A 16,368-nucleotide genomic window follows, 5' to 3' on the forward strand; every position below is an offset into this window, starting at 1 on the left:
AAAGTGCTGCGCGGTTCCCGGCGCGCTAGAATCAATGGCGTTTGAAGCGCGTTTTTCGATTTTGAGGTTGGCATGCTCGGCATTACCCATTTCGGTTTCTTTCTCGTCGCCGTATTTCTCCTGAACGTGACGCCGGGGCCCGACACGGCCTATATCGTCGGCCGCAGCGTCGCGCAGGGCCGCGGCGCGGGCCTCGTTTCCGCACTGGGTATCTCGGCGGGCTGCTGCGTGCACACGCTCGCCTGCGCGTTCGGTCTGACCGCGCTGCTCGCGGCGTCGGCCACGGCGTTCACGGTCATCAAGATCGTGGGCGCGATCTATCTCGTGTATCTCGGCGTGCGCCTCGTTCTCACGAAGCACGAAGTCAGGCCCGCCGAAGGCGCCCCGCAGGCCACGGCCCCTGCCGCCGCGCCGCGCCCGCTGCGTCAGCTGTTCGTTTCGGGTTTCTGCACCAACGTGCTCAATCCGAAGGTGGTGCTGTTCTTCGTTTCGTTTTTCCCGCAGTTCGTGACCACGGGGACGGAGCACAAGGCGCTCGCTTTCCTCACGCTCGGCGCCGTGTTCATGCTGATGAGCACGGTCTGGAACAGCTTCGTCGCGTGGGTGGCGGGCAGCGTCACGCAGCGCTTCTCGGGCAAGCCGGGCGTCAAGAAGTGGCTCGATCGCACGGTCGGCTCGGCGTTCGTCGGGCTGGGCCTGAAGCTCGCGACCGCCACGCGATGAGATTGAATTTTTCGCATCTGCCCATATCTAACAAATCGCTTACAATGCGCTCGCTCAAAGCTAGCTGACCGGCTGGCGGCGGGCGTTCAACGATCGATTTGATCCCCTGGTGGGTGAAGGAGCACAGCACATGTTCAACTGGGTCAAAACCGCGATGTTGATGGCCGCGATTACGGCCCTTTTCATCGTGATTGGCGGGCTGATCGGCGGGCATCGCGGGATGGTGCTGGCGCTGTTCTTCGCGCTCGCCATGAACTTCTTCTCGTACTGGTATTCGGACAAGATGGTCCTGCGCATGTACAACGCGCAGGAGGTCGACGAGACCACGGCGCCGCAGTTCTATCGCATGGTCCGCGATTTGTCCACGCGGGCGGGCCTGCCGATGCCGCGCGTCTACCTCATCAACGAAGATGCGCCCAACGCCTTCGCCACCGGCCGCAATCCCGAGCACGCAGCGGTCGCGGCGACCACGGGCATCCTGCGCGTGCTGTCCGAACGTGAAATGCGCGGCGTCATGGCGCACGAGCTGGCGCACGTGAAGCACCGCGACATTCTGATCTCGACCATCTCGGCCACCATGGCCGGCGCGATCTCGGCGCTCGCCAACTTCGCGATGATCTTCGGCGGCCGCGACGAGAACGGCCGTCCCGCGAACCCCATCGCGAGCATCGCCGTGGCGCTGCTCGCACCGATCGCGGGCGCGCTGATCCAGATGGCGATTTCGCGTGCGCGCGAATTCGAGGCGGACCGCGGCGGCGCCGAGATTTCCGGCGATCCGCAGGCGCTCGCTTCGGCGCTCGACAAGATCCACCGCTACGCGCAGGGCATTCCGTTCCCGGCGGCCGAAGAGCATCCGGCCACGGCGCAGATGATGATCATGAATCCGCTGTCGGGCGGCGGCTTGCAGAACCTCTTCAGCACGCACCCGTCCACGGAAGAGCGCATCCGCCGCTTGATGGAAATGGCTGCAGGTGGCCAACGCTAACGCGACGACCGGTAGCCGGTGACGAAAAAAACGCCTCCTCGGAGGCGTTTTTTATTCAGCCCGTCGCCGCGGCGTCGCCGTCCATATGTCGGGCGCCCGCTCGCGCCGAAACCCGCAACGCCCGTTGACGCAGCGACACCACGAAGAATACGAAATAAACGCCGATGAACCAGGACACGTCGAGCGCGTAGTAGACGTGCCCGAACTTGACGACGATCCACGCGGCGATGAACGCCAACGGTACGGCGTAGAAAAACACGCGATCCATCCGGTTGTCTTCTTTGCTGCTCTGGAAGAGCGAAACGTAGCAGCACGCAAAAAACGGCGCGATGTCGTATTCCTTCATTCTCGGATTCAGCGCGAGACAGAACGCGAGCACATAGAACAGCCTGCCAGGCACGCTTGCGTTTTCAGCAACCATGAGCCGCCGCCCGCGCAATGGATTGACCGCGTACATGAATAGCGCCACGACCACCAGCTCATAGAGCAGTACGTCGTCCAGGGTCGACAGCGCACGCACGTGTTGTTCGAGTATCCCGAACAGCACGAGTCCGGAATCGTTCTGGGCGAGCATCTGCCAGCGCAGCAGGGTTTCGAAGTCGGTCCACAGGCGCGGTTCCAGCGCGAGCTGCGCGATGGTTGCCAGCGCAACGCACAAGGGCACGGCGATGAAATAGCGCATGCCTTTGGGGATAAAAAAGAACACGACGGCGTAGGTCAGGAAATAGATCTTGATGGAGGCAAACAGGGCGATGAAAAAAGCCAGCGCGCAATACTTTGCCGTCGCGCCACGGCTGTCGTGCGAAGCCGAAGCCGCATAAAAAAGCGCAATGATCAGCAGGTGGCCGAAGATCGCAAAATTGCCCGTGAGGATGCCTCCCACGCCCGCGCCGCCGGTCAGAAACCCAAGCGCGCCCGCGACGATGAAATCCGCATGCCTGATGCTGTAGGCCAGATAGATCAGCGACGCGACAACGAATGCCAGATAGAGCCAGTGAAACGGCACGCGCGAGAACAGATTCAGGAAGATGGGCGGATAGATGAAGGGGAATCCGTGCGGAATATATGGATTCGCGCCGCGCTTGAATTGATCCAGCGCGTACGCGTACACCTTGTAGTCCCAGAAAGGCGAGAACAGCTTTCCCCGTCCCTGCTGGTACACAGAAAAGAGAGCAACGAAGGCGAGGAACGCGAAGTCTTGTTTCTTCCCGAGTCGTTTCATGATGGCCGCTACGTCGCAGGGAGGAGGGGCGTTTTCTGTCGCCATCATGAGGCGAGCGGTTAGTCGGTATCCGCCAATATGTATCCCTGCGCTTGCCTTGCTATCCGCGCGCTGGCGCGGTGCCGTCAACGGGAATCGCGCCGGCTCGCAGTGTTGCGCGCTCGCCACGCTACAATGGCTCGCTTGTGCATTACTGACGCCGCGACTCACAGCGGCCCGCATCCGGTTTCTTCATGACATCCAGCCCATCCCGGCGACCCGGCAAGCCGTCTCAAGGCAAAAAGAGTTCCGCATCGCCCGCGCGCCAGCAGGGCGCGGCGCCGGCGCGCAGCCACGCCGTGCACCTGGCCCCCGATTCGCTGGGCTTTGCGCTCGACCAGGCCGCTCATGCGGTCGGCGCGGTGCGCGCCGGTTCGGCCTTGCCCGCCGCGCTCGCGAGCGCCTTCGCCGCCTTGCCCGCCGACGTCGCGCCGCAGGCTCGCGGCGCTGTGCAGGACATCGCCTATCGCACCATGCGGCGGCTCGGCACGGTCGACTGGCTGATCCGGCAGCGCGTGAGCAAGGCGCCGCCGCCGCTCGTCGCGAACCTGCTCGCCTGCGCGCTGGCGTTGCTCGCCGAGGACGAGGCGAGCGCCGCCTACACGCCGTTTACGGTCGTCGATCAGGTCGTGCGCGCCGTGGGCGCGCGCCGCGAGATCGCCTTCGCGAAGGGGCTCGTCAATGCGGTACTGCGCGGATTTTTGCGCGAGCGCGACACCGCGCTTGCCGCCGCCCAGGCCGATGAAACCGCCCACTGGAACTATCCGCGCTGGTGGATCGACGCGGTCCGCGCCGCGTGGCCCACGCAGTGGCAGGCGATTCTCGCCGCGGGCAACACGCAAGGCCCGCTCACGCTGCGCGTGAATGCGCGCCGCACGAGCGCCGCCGATTACGTCCAGCGGCTCGCCGCCGACAACATCGCCGCCACGCAGATCGGCGAACACGCCGTGCGTCTGGCCGCCGCGTTGCCGGTGGATCGCATCCCCGGGTTCCTCGCGGGCGACGTGTCCGTGCAGGACGCCGGCGCGCAAGTGGCCGCACAAATCCTCGGCGTGTGTGACGGCATGCGTGTGCTCGACGCGTGCGCGGCGCCCGGCGGCAAGAGCGGCCATCTGCTCGAGCTTGCCGACATCGATCTGGTTGCGCTCGAAAGCGACGCCACGCGCGCTGCGCGCATCGGCGAAAACTTCGCGCGCCTCGGTTTCGCGCAAGACGATCCCGCGCACCCGATGCGGCGTGCATCGATCGTGGTCGGCGACGCGGGCAATCCTGCCGCGTGGCATGACGGCGAAGGCTTCGATCGCATCCTCGCCGACGTGCCATGCTCGGCCTCGGGCATCGTGCGCCGTCATCCGGACATTCGCTGGCTGCGCCGCGAGAGCGACATCCCGGCGCTTGCCGCCGAGCAGCGCCGCATCGTCGATGCGCTGTGGCCGCTCGTGAAGCCGGGCGGCGAACTGCTGTACGTGACCTGTTCGATCTTCCCCGAGGAAGGCGAGGCGCAGGCGCGCTGGTTTGAAAGCACCCATGCGGATGCGGTACGATTGGACGCCCCGGGGCAACTGCTGCCCGAGGCATTCGGCGCGCCGGCCCGGGGGCCAGAAGACGGCGCAGCCGGCGAAGCGCGGCACGATGCTGCTGCAAAGGCCGAAGTGACGACGACTGTCTTTCCCGTTCCCGATCGCACCGCAGATCACGACGGATTCTTCTACGCGCGCTTTCAGAAACGGTGACCATCAAACGCTTCTTCCCGCTGCGGTTCGCGGCCCTGATCTGGCTGGTGCTTGCCGTCGTCGGCTTCGTGGCCGCCGCGCCGGCGCGCGCCGACTCGATCTCGGTGCAGCGCGCGTCGCTCCAGGCCGACAGCAACGGCTGGAGCCTCGACGCCCGTTTCGACTTCGACCTCAACAGCAGCCTGGAAGACGCGGTCAACAAGGGCATTCCGCTCTACTTCACCACCGACTTCGAGCTCACGCGCGCGCGCTGGTACTGGTTCGACGAACAGCCGGTGAGCGTTTCGCAAAGCATTCGCCTGTCGTTCCAGCCGCTCACGCGCGAGTACCGCGTGTCGAGCGGCGGTCTGCAGCTCGGCTTCTCGACGCTCGCAGAAGCGCTCGCGGTCATCAAGCACGTCACCTCGTGGCACGTGATCGATCGCAACGACGTGCACGCCGGCGAAACGTACACGGCCTCGGTGCGCATGCAGCTCGACGTCGCGCTGATGCCCAAGCCGTTCCAGATCGACGCCGTGAACAACCGCGACTGGAACCTCGCTTCCGACTGGAAGCGCTTCAACTTCACGGTGACCGAACGTGCTAAATAAAGTACGCCGCGCCACCAGCTTCAGCAGCGTCGTCGTCAAGCTGCTCGTCTCCACCGTCGCGTTCACCGCGACGCTGCTGCTCGTCCTGCTCGCCGCGGCGAGCGCGAACACCGAGTTCTTCGACCGCTACTATGGCTGGCTCTACGCGGCCAATATCGTCGTCGCGCTGATCTTCCTGTCGGTGGTCACGGCGCTCATGATCGTGATCGTCGTGCGCTTGAGGCGCGGCAAGTTCGGCACGCGGCTGCTCGCGAAGCTCGCGTTCTTCTTCGCGCTCGTGGGCGTGGTGCCGGGCGGCATCATCTATATCGTTTCCTATCAGTTCGTCTCGCGCTCGATCGAGTCGTGGTTCGACGTGAACGTGGAAACCGCGCTCACCGCCGGCCTGAATCTCGGCCGCGGCATGCTCGACGCCTCGCTCTCCGACCTGCAAACCAAGGGCCGTCTGATGGCCGAGCAGATCGCGAACGGCGATTCGGCAGGCACGACGCTCACGCTGCTGCGCGCGCGCGACCAGTTCGGCGTGCAGGACGCGATGATCGTCGAGCCGGTGCGCAGCATGTCGGGCGCGGCGCCCGACATGCACGTGGTGGCGCAGGCGTCGAGCAACTTCTCGTCGCTCATGCCCGCCGACATGCCCACGGCGCTCATGATCGATCAGGCGCGCGGGCGCGGCTATGCGGCAATCGAAGGCGAAGTGGACGGCGACCCGCATCAGCTTGGCTCGAAGGGCGCGCTTCGATTGCGGGTGGTCACCCGCATTCCCGATGCGAACACAACGGATCTGCAGCCGGTCGAGCGTTTCCTGCAGCTCGAGCAGCCGGTGCCGGCGGCGCTCGCGCGCAACGCCGACGCCGTGCAGCGCGCGTATCGCGAGTACCAGGAGAAGGCGCTCGGCCGCACGGGCCTGCGCAAGATGTATATCGGCACGCTCACGCTCGCGCTCTTTCTCGCCACTTTCGTCGCGATGATGCTCGCGCTCGCCCTCGGCAACCAGCTCGCGAGGCCGCTCTTCCTGCTCGCGCAGGGCACGAAGGAAGTGACCGAGGGCGACTACACGCCCAAGCGCGAAATCAAGTCGCGCGACGAGCTGGGCTTCCTCACGCAGTCGTTCAACGCGATGACGCGCCAGCTTTCCGAAGCGCGCCAGGCCGTGGAGAAGAACCGCGTCGCGCTCGAGCATTCGAAGGCGTACCTCGAGAGCATTCTCGCGAACCTCACGGCGGGCGTGTTCGTGTTCGACCGGCAGTTCCGCCTCACGACGGCGAACCCCGGCGCGGAGCGCATTTTCCGTCAGCCGTTCCAGACGCAGCTCGGCGTCGCGCTCGATCACATCGGCGCGCTCACGGAGTTCGGCGCGATGGTGCGCAAGGCCTTCGCCGACCAGGAAGCTTCGCGCGGCGATGGCGATCAAGAGCGCGGCCATTGGCAGCAGCAGTTCTCCGTGCCGATTCCGGGCGAGACCGATCCGCTCACGCTGCTCGTGCGCGGCGCGCGCCTCGTATCCGACACGGGCCGCGACGCGGGCGACATGCAGACCTCGGGCTACGTCGTGGTGTTCGACGACATCTCCGACGTGATCTCGGCGCAGCGCTCGGTGGCGTGGGGCGAAGTCGCGCGGCGTCTCGCGCACGAGATCAAGAATCCGCTCACGCCGATCCAGCTCTCGGCCGAACGCCTGCAGATGAAGCTCACCGACAAGCTCGCGCCCACCGACGCCGAAGTGCTCAGGCGCGGCGCGACCACCATCGTCAATCAGGTCGCGGCGATGAAGCAGATGGTCGACGACTTCCGCGATTACGCGCGCACGCCGCCGGCGGTGCTCGCGAACCTGCAGCTCAATGAACTCGTGAGCGAAGTGCTCACGCTCTACGGCGCGGAAGAAGGCAAGAGCGCGATCAAGGTCGAGCTCTCCGAATTGCCCGTGATACGCGGCGACGCGACACAATTGCGTCAGGTGATCCACAACCTGCTGCAAAACGCGCAGGACGCGGTGGCCGACACGCAGAATCCTCGCGTGACGCTCGAGACCCGCGCCGTAGAATACGGGGACCCCGACGCGCAAGGACGCACGCGCGTGGCGGTTCGTCTCACGGTATCGGACAACGGCCCGGGTTTCCCGGCGCGCATTCTCACGCGTGCGTTCGAACCCTATGTGACGACCAAGGCCAAAGGAACAGGACTCGGGCTTGCGATGGTCAAGAAGATCGTCGACGAGCACGGCGCGCGCATCGACATCCGCAATCGAATGAGAGCGGGCGATGTGATCGAAGGCGCGCAGATCTCGATTCTCTTTCTCCAGTTGGCAGACGATGCCGCCACGCCCGGACCCGGCCGATCCGGGGAGGGGCAGGCGCGTGCCGAAGCGGAGCAAGGATCAAAAGCAACAGTGCAGACAAGGGCAGCGTAAATGGCAACCATCCTAGTGGTAGACGATGAAATGGGCATCCGGGAATTGCTCTCGGAGATCCTCAGCGACGAAGGACACGTCGTGGAGCTCGCGGAAGATGCGCAGCAGGCGCGCGACTTCCGGCAGCGCCACGTGCCGGATCTCGTGCTGCTCGATATCTGGATGCCGGACACCGATGGCGTGACGCTGCTCAAGGAATGGGCCGCGCAGGGCCATCTCACGATGCCGGTCATCATGATGTCGGGGCACGCGACCATCGACACCGCCGTCGAGGCGACGAAGATCGGCGCGCTCAACTTCCTCGAAAAGCCGATCGCGCTGCAAAAGCTGTTGAAGGCGGTCGAGCAGGGGCTCGCGCGCGGCACGGCCGCGCCGGTCGCGCCGGCCACAGCGGCGGCAGCGGGGAAGACGGCGGCGGGCGGACCCGCGGTCGTGGCATCGGCGGCGGCGCTGCCGGTACTGGGCGCCGACGGCGTCCATGGCATGCAGGCGGCGGCCACGCAAACGGCATCGATCTCATTCGACATTCCGCTGCGCGATGCGCGCGACGCGTTCGAGCGCGCCTACTTCGAGTACCACCTCGCGCGCGAGAACGGCAGCATGACGCGCGTGGCCGAAAAAACGGGGCTTGAGCGTACGCACCTGTATCGCAAGCTCAAGCAGCTCGGCGTGGACCTCGGCAAGAGCAAGGGCGAATGAACGCGTGCAGGTGAGCGGCGCGGACAGGCGCGTCAATTTTGCGAAAGCCACTTGGCAAGCGCTGATTTCACCGCTATAATCTTCTTTCTTCGTTGGCCCGGTAGCTCAGTTGGTAGAGCAGCGGATTGAAAATCCGCGTGTCGATGGTTCGATTCCGTCCCAGGCCACCAGAATGCAGCCCCAGGAGATCGTTCGATTCCTGGGGCTTTTTCGTTGTGCGCGTTGTCCAGCGTCTTGAACTCCAGACATCGACGGTATCCGAGGTATAAGGGTGCGCCGATGCCCGTAGAAGGGCCCCGGCCTATACTGCATGAGCCGGCGCGGGGGTTGTCCCTGCCGGCCCGCCGGGCGCCAGGCGACAAAAGCGGGCAAGGAAGCCAGCAAAGCGCCAGCAACGAAAGCATTCGCGCGGAAACCTCATACACGGAGTTTCACGGTGACTCGAACAGAAGCCAAAGGCGCGCTCGTCCTGTTTTCCGGCGGCCAGGATTCGGCCACGTGCCTTGCATGGGCGCTCGACCGCTACCAGAGCGTCGAAACGCTCGGCTTCGATTACGGCCAGCGTCATCGCGTCGAACTGGAATGCCGCGAGGGTTTTCGCGCGGCGATCGCCAGCACGTTCCCCGAGTGGGGCGAGCGTCTCGGCGACGATCACATGATCGACCTCTCGGTGCTCGGCTCGATCAGCGACACGGCCATGACGCGCGAGATCGAGATCGAAACCGCCGCGAGCGGCTTGCCGAACACCTTCGTGCCGGGCCGCAACCTGATGTTCATGCAGATCGCCGCGGCGATCGCTTATCGTCGCGGGCTCAAGGTCCTCGTGGGCGGGATGTGCGAAACCGACTTCTCGGGCTATCCCGACTGCCGCGACGACACGATGAAGGCGCTGCAGGTGGTGCTCAATCTCGGCATGGACACGCGCTTCGTGCTGGAAACGCCGCTCATGTGGCTCGACAAGGCCGATACATGGCGCCTCGCCGAAAAGCTGGGCGGCGAAGCGCTGGTGGATATGGTCCGCGTGGAAACGCACACCTGCTACCTGGGCGAGCGCGCGGAGCTTCACGCGTGGGGGTTCGGCTGCGGCGAGTGCCCGGCGTGCAAGTTGCGCAAGCGCGGGTATGAAGCGTATCTCGCCGGCGAGAACGTGACGGAAGCCCCGGCCTGAGTGTTAGCCTCGGGCCGCGCGCGTCACTTTCGCGGTGAATGAATACGGCCAGGGCCGCGCACGGGCGGCGCGCCCCCCCGCCGACACGATGATTTCGCGCCCGAGACCAACCGGCTTTGCACGCGCCTTGCGCGCATGAGCCAGAACCAGGCTGCACGATGACTTACGCGGTAAAGGAAATTTTCTACACATTGCAGGGCGAGGGCGCGAACGCCGGGCGTCCGGCCGTGTTCTGCCGGTTCGCCGGCTGCAATCTCTGGTCGGGCCGCGAGGAAGATCGCGAGCAGGCCGTTTGCCGCTTCTGCGACACCGACTTTGTCGGCACCGATGGCGAGAACGGCGGCAAATTCCGCACGCCGGAAGAACTCGTCGCGCAGATCGCCTCGCTGTGGCCCGAAGGCGAGGGCAACCGCTTCGTGGTCTGCACGGGCGGCGAGCCGATGCTGCAGATCGACCAGCCGTTCGTCGACGCGCTGCACGCCGCCGGTTTCGAGATCGCGATCGAAACGAACGGCTCGCTGCCGGTGCTGGAAACGATCGACTGGATCTGCGTGAGCCCGAAGGCCGACGCGCCGCTCGTCGTCACGAAGGGCAACGAGTTGAAGGTTGTCGTGCCGCAGGAAAACCAGCGCCTGGCAGAGTACGCGAAGCTCGATTTCGAGTATTTTCTCGTGCAGCCCATGGACGGCCCGTCGCGCGACCTGAACACGAAGCTCGCCATCGACTGGTGCAAGCGCCATCCGCAGTGGCGCCTGTCGATGCAGACCCACAAATACCTGAACATTCCCTGATTCACGCGAATTTACCTGAAGAAGCGCCGTGCTGACGATCACCCGAAAACTCGAATTCGACGCGGGCCACCGCATCCCCGACCACCGCAGCCAGTGCCGTAATCTGCACGGCCATCGCTACGTGCTCGAAATCACGCTGGAAGGCGACCTCGTCGAAACCGAGGGCGCGCCCGACCGCGGCATGGTGATGGACTTCGCCGACGTGAAGTCGCTCGCGAACCAGCATCTCGTCGATCTGTGGGATCACGCGTTCCTCGTCTTCGCGGGCGATACGCAGGTGCGCGGCTTCCTCGAAACGCTGCCGGGCCACAAGACGGTCGTGATCGACCGCATTCCGACCGTGGAAAACCTGGCCGCCATCGCGTTCGACATTCTCGCGAACGTGTACGACGCGCACTATGGCGTGAATCTGCGCCTGCACAAGCTGCGCCTGTACGAGACGCCGAACTGCTGGGCCGAAGTCACGCGCGACTGACGCGAGCAGGACCCCGCCTCAGTCGTTTCACCCGCCGCTTCACCCTCGCTCCGACGACCCGCGCAAGGCGGGTTTTCCGTGCCGACCGCCAGGTTTTTGTCGCGGTATGATCATTGCCGCTAGGCCTGCGCATCCCGCGCGCGGCCCGACAAACACATAACGGAGCGAGACCTGCCGGCTGCCGCGCTGCCGGGCGACACCGCCCGCGCCTGGCGCGTGCGCCCCGCGGCCTCGCCGGGAGCACGGCGATGAGCACCTTCACCAATCCCCTCAAGGAACGCCTCAAGGAGGCGGACGCGCTATTCGGCTTATGGCTTTCGATGGGCAGCGAGACCGCCGCCGAGGCGCTCGCGCACGCCGGCTTCGACTGGCTGTTGATCGACATGGAGCACACGCCCAACGACAGCGCCGACACCATCGCGCAACTGCGCGCCATCGCGGCCGCGCATCTGCCCACCGAGCCCGTGGTACGTCTGCCGGACAGCGAGCCGTGGCTCGTGAAGCATGTGCTCGACGCGGGCGCGCGCACGGTGATGTTCCCCAACGTGGCCTCGGCTGAGGAGGCCGCACGCGCTGTGAGTCTCACGCAGTACCCCGACGCGCGCACGCCCGGCGGCCAGCGCGGCGTGGCGGGCGTGGTGCGCGCGGCGGCCTACGGCATGCGGCGCGATTACCTTCAGGGCGCGAACGCGCAGATCGCGACGATCGTGCAGATCGAGTCGGCGGCGGCACTGGCCGAAGTCGAGAAGATCGCGAAGGTGCCGGGCGTCGACTGCCTGTTCGTGGGTCCCGCCGATCTGGCGGCGAGCCTCGGCCATCTCGGCGACTCGAAGCATCCGGACGTCGTCGCCGCCGTGCAGCGCATCGTCGCGGCCGCGCGCGAGGCGGGCGTCGCGGCAGGCATCTTCGCCATGGATGCGCCCGCCGCCAGGCAGTATCGCGAGATGGGTTTCAGCTTCATCGCCCTGGCCGCCGACGTGATATGGCTCGTGCGCGCGACACGCCAGGCGCTGCAGGAGGCGAGATCATGAAGCGTCCGAAAGCGCTTTTCGGGCGAGCGCGCGCGCTCGCCATCGGCTGTCTCGCGGCCGCTGCGCTCGGTGTGAGCGGAGTGACGGCAGCCGCCGACGCCGCGAGCGCCACCGCGGGCGCGGAGTCCGATCCGCAAACGGCCAACGCCGTTGCCGACTACAACGCGGGCAACCTCAGCGCGGCGCGCGCCGAGTTCCTGGCGGCGGCCGAGCGCGGCAACCGGCTGGCGGAGTTCAACTACGCGATGATGCTCGTGAACGGCGAAGGCGGGGCCGCCGACGTGGGCGAGGGCCGCAAGTGGCTGCGCAAGGCGGCGGACGCGAACATGTCGCACGCGCAGTACGTGTACGGCAAGATGTACGACGACGGCGACTTCGTCGAGCGCGATCCCGTGCAGGCGCACCAGTGGTTTCTCAAGGCGGCGAAGCAGGGTCACGTGCAGGCGGAGCTGGCGCTCGCGAACCAGTACCTCGACGGGCGCGGCACCACGCGCGACAACAAGCAGGCGTTCTACTGGTACAAGAAGGCCGCCGAGGGCGGCGACATGACCGCGCAATACGTGACCGGCTCGTTCTACGAGCGCGGCGGCGACGGCGTGCCGAAGAACCTCAACGTCGCGCGCGCGTACTATGCCGCCGCGGCGGCGCAGGGCGATCCCGTGGCGCGTTTGAAGTACCAGCAGTTGAGCGCGCAGCTGATGAAGTCGGCGCCCACCCAGTAAGCGCCAGCAAGCGACCGCGAAACGAAAACGCGCCGGGCATGCCGGCGCGTTTTTTTTGGTTGCTTCGATCTCTGCGATCGGGCGGGCATAGCTGCCCGCCGCGCCTTCAACTCTGCATCAACCGCTTCTGGCGTCCCACGCTCATGATGAGCCCGATCGCCACGCCGAGTGTGGTGAGCGCCGTGCCGCCATAACTCATGAACGGCAGCGGCACGCCCACCACGGGCAGGATGCCGCTCACCATGCCGATGTTGACGAACGCATAGGTAAAGAACGCCATCGTGAGCGAGCCGGCCAGTAATCGCCCAAAGAGCGTCGAGCCGTTCGCGGCGATATAGAGCCCGCGCGCGATCAGACACATATAGAGCGTGAGCAGCACGAGGCCGCCCGCGAGGCCGAACTCTTCGGAGAACACCGCGAAGATGAAGTCGGTGTGCTTTTCGGGGATGAACTCCAGGTGCGACTGTGTGCCCTTCAACCAGCCCTTGCCGAGCGGGCCGCCCGAGCCGATCGCGATCACGGCCTGGATGGTGTGGAAGCCCTTGCCGAGCGGATCGGAGGTCGGGTCGAGCAGCGTGCAGATGCGGTGCTTCTGGTAGTCGTGCATGAGCGGCCAGTTCACCTGCGGCTGGCAGATCTTGTCCTGGAACGCCGCGATCGAGGCCACCGCGATCACGCCTGCGATCAGCACCGGCACGATCAGCTTGAACGAGAGCCCCGCGAAATAGATGACGAAGAGGCCCGACGCGAACACGAGCACGGCGGTGCCCAGGTCCGGCTGCTTGGCGATGAGCCCCACCGGCACGAGCAGAATCACGAAGCCGACGACGAAGTCATACCAGCGCATCACGCCTTCGCGGCGCTGGTAGTACCAGGCGAGCATGAGCGGCGTGGCGATCTTGAGGATTTCCGAGGGCTGAATCACGACGCCGACGTTGATCCAGCGCTTTGCGCCCTTGCGCGTGAGGCCGAATAGCGCCACGGCGATGAGCAGCGCGATGCCGAACGTATAGATCGGCACCGCGAAGCGCATGAGCGTGTTGGGCGGCACATTGGCGAGCGCCCACATCAGCACGAAGGTGAGCATGATGTTGCGCAGCTGGTCTTCCACGCGGCCCGGCACGTCGAGGCTCGCGCTGTACAGCGTGACGATGCCCACGCACAGCAGCAGGAACACGGTGAGCGCGAGCGGTCGGTCGAAGCCGAGGAACATCTTGCGCAGCGTGTCGAGCACCGCGCGCTTGTCGATCTTGTCGAACTGAAGGAAAGGCATGGTGGTTCCTTACTCGTCGATGCCGCCCGTTGCGGGCTTGGGCGGCGGTGCGAGCGTAGCCGCGTCGCTCGCGCTGGCGGGGCGGTGCGGGCGATGGGGGCCAGGGCCGAAGTGGCGGGGCACGGAGGCGGGCGCGGGGCGGGCGGCACCCGTGTCCGCCGTGCCGCCGGTGCCGCCGTTCACGGCGTCGGTTGTGGCGGGCGCATCGGGGCTAACGTTCTGGCGTGGCTTGCGAGTCTTGCCGACGGCGCTGCTTGCGGGCGTAGCCCGCGCCGCCGCGCCGGGGGCCGCAGCCGCAGCGGAGGCAGGCGCAGCAGCGGCCGCGCCCGAGGCTTCCGAAGCCGCCGCAGCAGCAGCCGAAGCAGCCGCAGCCGCAGATGCCGCGCCGGGAATCGGCAGCGGCGTGAAGCCGGCTGCGACCCGCACCGGCTGTGCGGCCGGTACGGCCGGTGTGGCCGGGGCAACGCCCGAGGCCCCCGCGGCTGCTGAAGCCGCCGATGCCGCCTCAGGCGGCGCGCCGATCACGGGCGCGGACGCGTCCTCCGTGGCCGAAGCCGCCGCGCTCACGGCCGCCTGCTCGACGCCGGGCTTGAGCCGGTCGACGAGCCAGTAATCCAGCACGCGGCGAGCGATCGGACCTGCGGCCTGTGCGCCCCAGCCGCCGTTTTCGACGATCAGCGCGACGGCGATCTGCGGCTTCTCGGCCGGCGCGAACGTGATGAAGAGCGCGTGGTCGCGCAGATTTTCGGCGAGCGCATGCGCCTTGTACTTGCCGCCCTGCAGCGAGAAGACCTGCGCCGTGCCGGTCTTGCCCGCCGAGGTGTACGGCGCGTTGCGGAACACCTGGTAGGCCGTGCCCGAGGGATTCATCGTCACGTTTTCCATGCCGCGCTTGACGACGTCGATATCGGCCTGGCTCACGTTCAGGCGCCCGCTTTCGCTCGGCACCGTGAGGCGCTCCTGCTTCGTGATCGGATTCTCGATCTCCTTCACGAGGTGGGGCTTCATCAGAATGCCGTTGTCGGCGAGCGTGGCCGTGGCATGCGCGAGCTGCAGGATCGTGAACGAGTTGTAGCCCTGGCCGATCCCGAGGCTGATCGTCTCGCCCTCGTACCAGCGCTGCTGCTCGGGCTTGCGGTACGCCTTGCGCTTCCATTCGGTGGAGGGCAGGATGCCGCGCGCCTCGCCCGCGATGTCGATGCCGGTGAGCTGGCCGAAGCCGAGCGGCTTCATGAAGTTGGCGATGTTGTCCACGCCCAGGTCGTGCGCGAGCATGAAGAAGTAGGTGTCGTTCGACACCATGATCGCGCGGTTCATGTCGATCCAGCCCTGGCCCGAGCGCACGTCGTTGTTGAAGCGGTGGCCGCCGAACATGTAGTAGCCGGGGTCGGAAAAGCCCCACTGCGGCGTGCGCTTGTGCAGCGTGAGCGCGGCGAGCGCCATGAACGGCTTGTAGGTCGAGCCCGGCGGGTAGGTGCCGTGCAGCGGACGGTTCAGGAGCGGGTGATCGGGCGAGTTGTTGAGCTCGTCCCAGGTCTGCTGGTCGATGCCGTCCACGAACGAGTTCGGGTCGAAGCTCGGTGCCGAGACGAACGCGAGAATGTCGCCCGTCGAAGGCTCGATCGCGACGAGCGCGCCGCGCTTGCCCGCGAAGGCCTGCTCGGCCACCTGCTGCAGACCGATGTCGATCGACAGCACGAGGTTGTTGCCGGGCGTGGCCTGGGTGCGCGAGAGCGTGCGCACGGGGCGCCCGCCCGCCGTCACTTCCACTTCCTCGAAGCCGGTCAGGCCGTGCAGCTCGGTTTCGTAGCTTTGCTCGACGCCGATTTTGCCGATGTAGTCGGTGCCGTTGTAGTTGTTCGCGTCCAGACGCGGATCGTAGTGCTCGGGATCGCTGTCGTTCTTGTCGGAGAGGTCGTCGATGCGCTCCTGGTCGCGCTGCGAAATCCGGCCGATATAGCCGATCACGTGCGCGGCCGTGGGCCCGAGCGGATATTGGCGGAACAGGCGCGCGCGCACTTCCACGCCGGGGAAGCGGAAGCGCTGGGCGGTGAAGCGCGCGACTTCGTCGTCGGTGAGGCGCGTGCGGATCGGCAGGCTCTCGAAGTTCTTCGAGTCTTCGAGCAGCTTCTTGAAGCGGCGGCGGTCGCGCGCATCGATCGGAATCACGGTCGAGAGCTCGTCGATCGTGTTGTCGAGCGTGTCGGCGAGCTTCGAGGGCGTGATTTCGAGCGTGTACGCCGAGTAGTTCTTGGCGAGCACGACGCCGTTGCGGTCGGTGATGATGCCGCGGTTCGGCACGATCGGCGCGACGGAAATGCGGTTTTCGTCGGCCTGCAGCGAATACTTGCTGTGGTTCCAGACCTGCAGATAGAGGAAGCGGAACGCGATCAGCCCGAAGCAGACGAACACGAACAGCCCCGCCGCCGCGACGCGCAGGCGGAACTTCGTGAGCTGCTGCTGGGTGTCCTTGAATTCGGTCATGCTGTCAGACCCAGGCGCCGCGG

Annotated in this window: 14 protein-coding genes and 1 tRNA gene; 12 read left to right on the forward strand and 3 right to left on the reverse strand. The window is 66.1% G+C overall.

The window, feature by feature from the left end:
- Positions 1 to 72: 72 nt before the first annotated feature.
- Both ACOJB8_RS06680 and htpX read left to right on the forward strand, forming a co-directional pair.
- Positions 73 to 723, forward strand: a complete 651-nt coding sequence (locus ACOJB8_RS06680) for a LysE family translocator (protein ID WP_069264599.1) — start codon at positions 73 to 75, stop codon at positions 721 to 723.
- Positions 724 to 853: 130 nt separating this feature from the next.
- Complete coding sequence (htpX, locus tag ACOJB8_RS06685; protein ID WP_069264601.1) at positions 854 to 1,708, forward strand: zinc metalloprotease HtpX; 855 nt, start codon at positions 854 to 856, stop codon at positions 1,706 to 1,708.
- Between the two features lie 55 nt (positions 1,709 to 1,763).
- On the opposite strand, the gene ACOJB8_RS06690 is transcribed toward htpX, so the two are convergent.
- Positions 1,764 to 2,930, reverse strand: coding sequence for a hypothetical protein (locus ACOJB8_RS06690; RefSeq protein WP_368682673.1), 1,167 nt, complete (start codon positions 2,928 to 2,930; stop codon positions 1,764 to 1,766).
- A 233-nt stretch (positions 2,931 to 3,163) separates the two neighbouring features.
- Here ACOJB8_RS06690 and rsmB point away from each other — a divergent pair, with 233 nt between their 5' ends.
- The 10 genes from rsmB to ACOJB8_RS06740 all read left to right on the forward strand — a co-directional run bounded on the left by rsmB (position 3,164) and on the right by ACOJB8_RS06740 (position 12,588).
- Positions 3,164 to 4,702, forward strand: a complete 1,539-nt coding sequence (gene rsmB / locus ACOJB8_RS06695) for a 16S rRNA (cytosine(967)-C(5))-methyltransferase RsmB (RefSeq protein WP_475011671.1) — start codon at positions 3,164 to 3,166, stop codon at positions 4,700 to 4,702.
- Complete coding sequence (locus tag ACOJB8_RS06700; protein WP_069264766.1) at positions 4,699 to 5,292, forward strand: DUF4390 domain-containing protein; 594 nt, start codon at positions 4,699 to 4,701, stop codon at positions 5,290 to 5,292. The genes rsmB and ACOJB8_RS06700 overlap by 4 nt, the downstream gene beginning before the upstream one ends.
- Positions 5,282 to 7,702 (forward strand): sensor histidine kinase, encoded by a 2,421-nt coding sequence (locus ACOJB8_RS06705; protein ID WP_069264607.1) that lies wholly within the window; start codon positions 5,282 to 5,284, stop codon positions 7,700 to 7,702. The genes ACOJB8_RS06700 and ACOJB8_RS06705 overlap by 11 nt, the downstream gene beginning before the upstream one ends.
- Positions 7,703 to 8,401 (forward strand): response regulator transcription factor EsaR, encoded by a 699-nt coding sequence (gene esaR / locus ACOJB8_RS06710; RefSeq protein ID WP_069264609.1) that lies wholly within the window; start codon positions 7,703 to 7,705, stop codon positions 8,399 to 8,401.
- Positions 8,402 to 8,495: 94 nt separating this feature from the next.
- Positions 8,496 to 8,571: transfer RNA gene (locus ACOJB8_RS06715), tRNA-Phe, on the forward strand.
- 266 nt (positions 8,572 to 8,837) lie between these two features.
- Entirely contained in the window at positions 8,838 to 9,569 is a 732-nt protein-coding gene (gene queC / locus ACOJB8_RS06720; protein WP_069264611.1) for a 7-cyano-7-deazaguanine synthase QueC, read from the forward strand.
- A gap of 158 nt (positions 9,570 to 9,727) precedes the next feature.
- The gene (gene queE, locus ACOJB8_RS06725; protein WP_368618003.1) at positions 9,728 to 10,360 is read left to right on the forward strand and encodes a 7-carboxy-7-deazaguanine synthase; all 633 of its coding nucleotides are present in this window, start codon (positions 9,728 to 9,730) and stop codon (positions 10,358 to 10,360) included.
- 31 nt (positions 10,361 to 10,391) lie between these two features.
- The gene (queD, locus tag ACOJB8_RS06730) at positions 10,392 to 10,835 is read left to right on the forward strand and encodes a 6-carboxytetrahydropterin synthase QueD (RefSeq protein ID WP_028203213.1); all 444 of its coding nucleotides are present in this window, start codon (positions 10,392 to 10,394) and stop codon (positions 10,833 to 10,835) included.
- Between the two features lie 248 nt (positions 10,836 to 11,083).
- Complete coding sequence (locus ACOJB8_RS06735) at positions 11,084 to 11,866, forward strand: HpcH/HpaI aldolase family protein (RefSeq protein ID WP_342949122.1); 783 nt, start codon at positions 11,084 to 11,086, stop codon at positions 11,864 to 11,866.
- Complete coding sequence (locus ACOJB8_RS06740) at positions 11,863 to 12,588, forward strand: tetratricopeptide repeat protein (RefSeq protein WP_083245245.1); 726 nt, start codon at positions 11,863 to 11,865, stop codon at positions 12,586 to 12,588. The genes ACOJB8_RS06735 and ACOJB8_RS06740 overlap by 4 nt, the downstream gene beginning before the upstream one ends.
- A gap of 106 nt (positions 12,589 to 12,694) precedes the next feature.
- Here the strand turns inward: ACOJB8_RS06740 and rodA are convergent, their stop codons facing one another.
- Together rodA and mrdA are read right to left on the reverse strand one after the other, a co-directional pair.
- Positions 12,695 to 13,861, reverse strand: coding sequence for a rod shape-determining protein RodA (gene rodA, locus ACOJB8_RS06745; protein WP_133183262.1), 1,167 nt, complete (start codon positions 13,859 to 13,861; stop codon positions 12,695 to 12,697).
- Between the two features lie 9 nt (positions 13,862 to 13,870).
- Positions 13,871 to 16,345, reverse strand: a complete 2,475-nt coding sequence (mrdA, locus tag ACOJB8_RS06750; RefSeq protein ID WP_342949121.1) for a penicillin-binding protein 2 — start codon at positions 16,343 to 16,345, stop codon at positions 13,871 to 13,873.
- Positions 16,346 to 16,368: the final 23 nt, after the last annotated feature.

The organism is Paraburkholderia sp. BR10141, assembly GCF_056155635.1.

Coding starts and splice junctions, on each gene's coding strand:
- ACOJB8_RS06735 (WP_342949122.1), top strand. CDS start 11,084: ATGAGCACCTTCACCAATCCCCTCAAGGAACGCCTCAAGGAGGCGGAC.
- esaR (WP_069264609.1), top strand. CDS start 7,703: ATGGCAACCATCCTAGTGGTAGACGATGAAATGGGCATCCGGGAATTG.
- rodA (WP_133183262.1), bottom strand. CDS start 13,861: ATGCCTTTCCTTCAGTTCGACAAGATCGACAAGCGCGCGGTGCTCGAC.
- ACOJB8_RS06690 (WP_368682673.1), bottom strand. CDS start 2,930: ATGAAACGACTCGGGAAGAAACAAGACTTCGCGTTCCTCGCCTTCGTT.
- mrdA (WP_342949121.1), bottom strand. CDS start 16,345: ATGACCGAATTCAAGGACACCCAGCAGCAGCTCACGAAGTTCCGCCTG.
- htpX (WP_069264601.1), top strand. CDS start 854: ATGTTCAACTGGGTCAAAACCGCGATGTTGATGGCCGCGATTACGGCC.
- rsmB (WP_475011671.1), top strand. CDS start 3,164: ATGACATCCAGCCCATCCCGGCGACCCGGCAAGCCGTCTCAAGGCAAA.
- ACOJB8_RS06740 (WP_083245245.1), top strand. CDS start 11,863: ATGAAGCGTCCGAAAGCGCTTTTCGGGCGAGCGCGCGCGCTCGCCATC.
- ACOJB8_RS06680 (WP_069264599.1), top strand. CDS start 73: ATGCTCGGCATTACCCATTTCGGTTTCTTTCTCGTCGCCGTATTTCTC.
- queE (WP_368618003.1), top strand. CDS start 9,728: ATGACTTACGCGGTAAAGGAAATTTTCTACACATTGCAGGGCGAGGGC.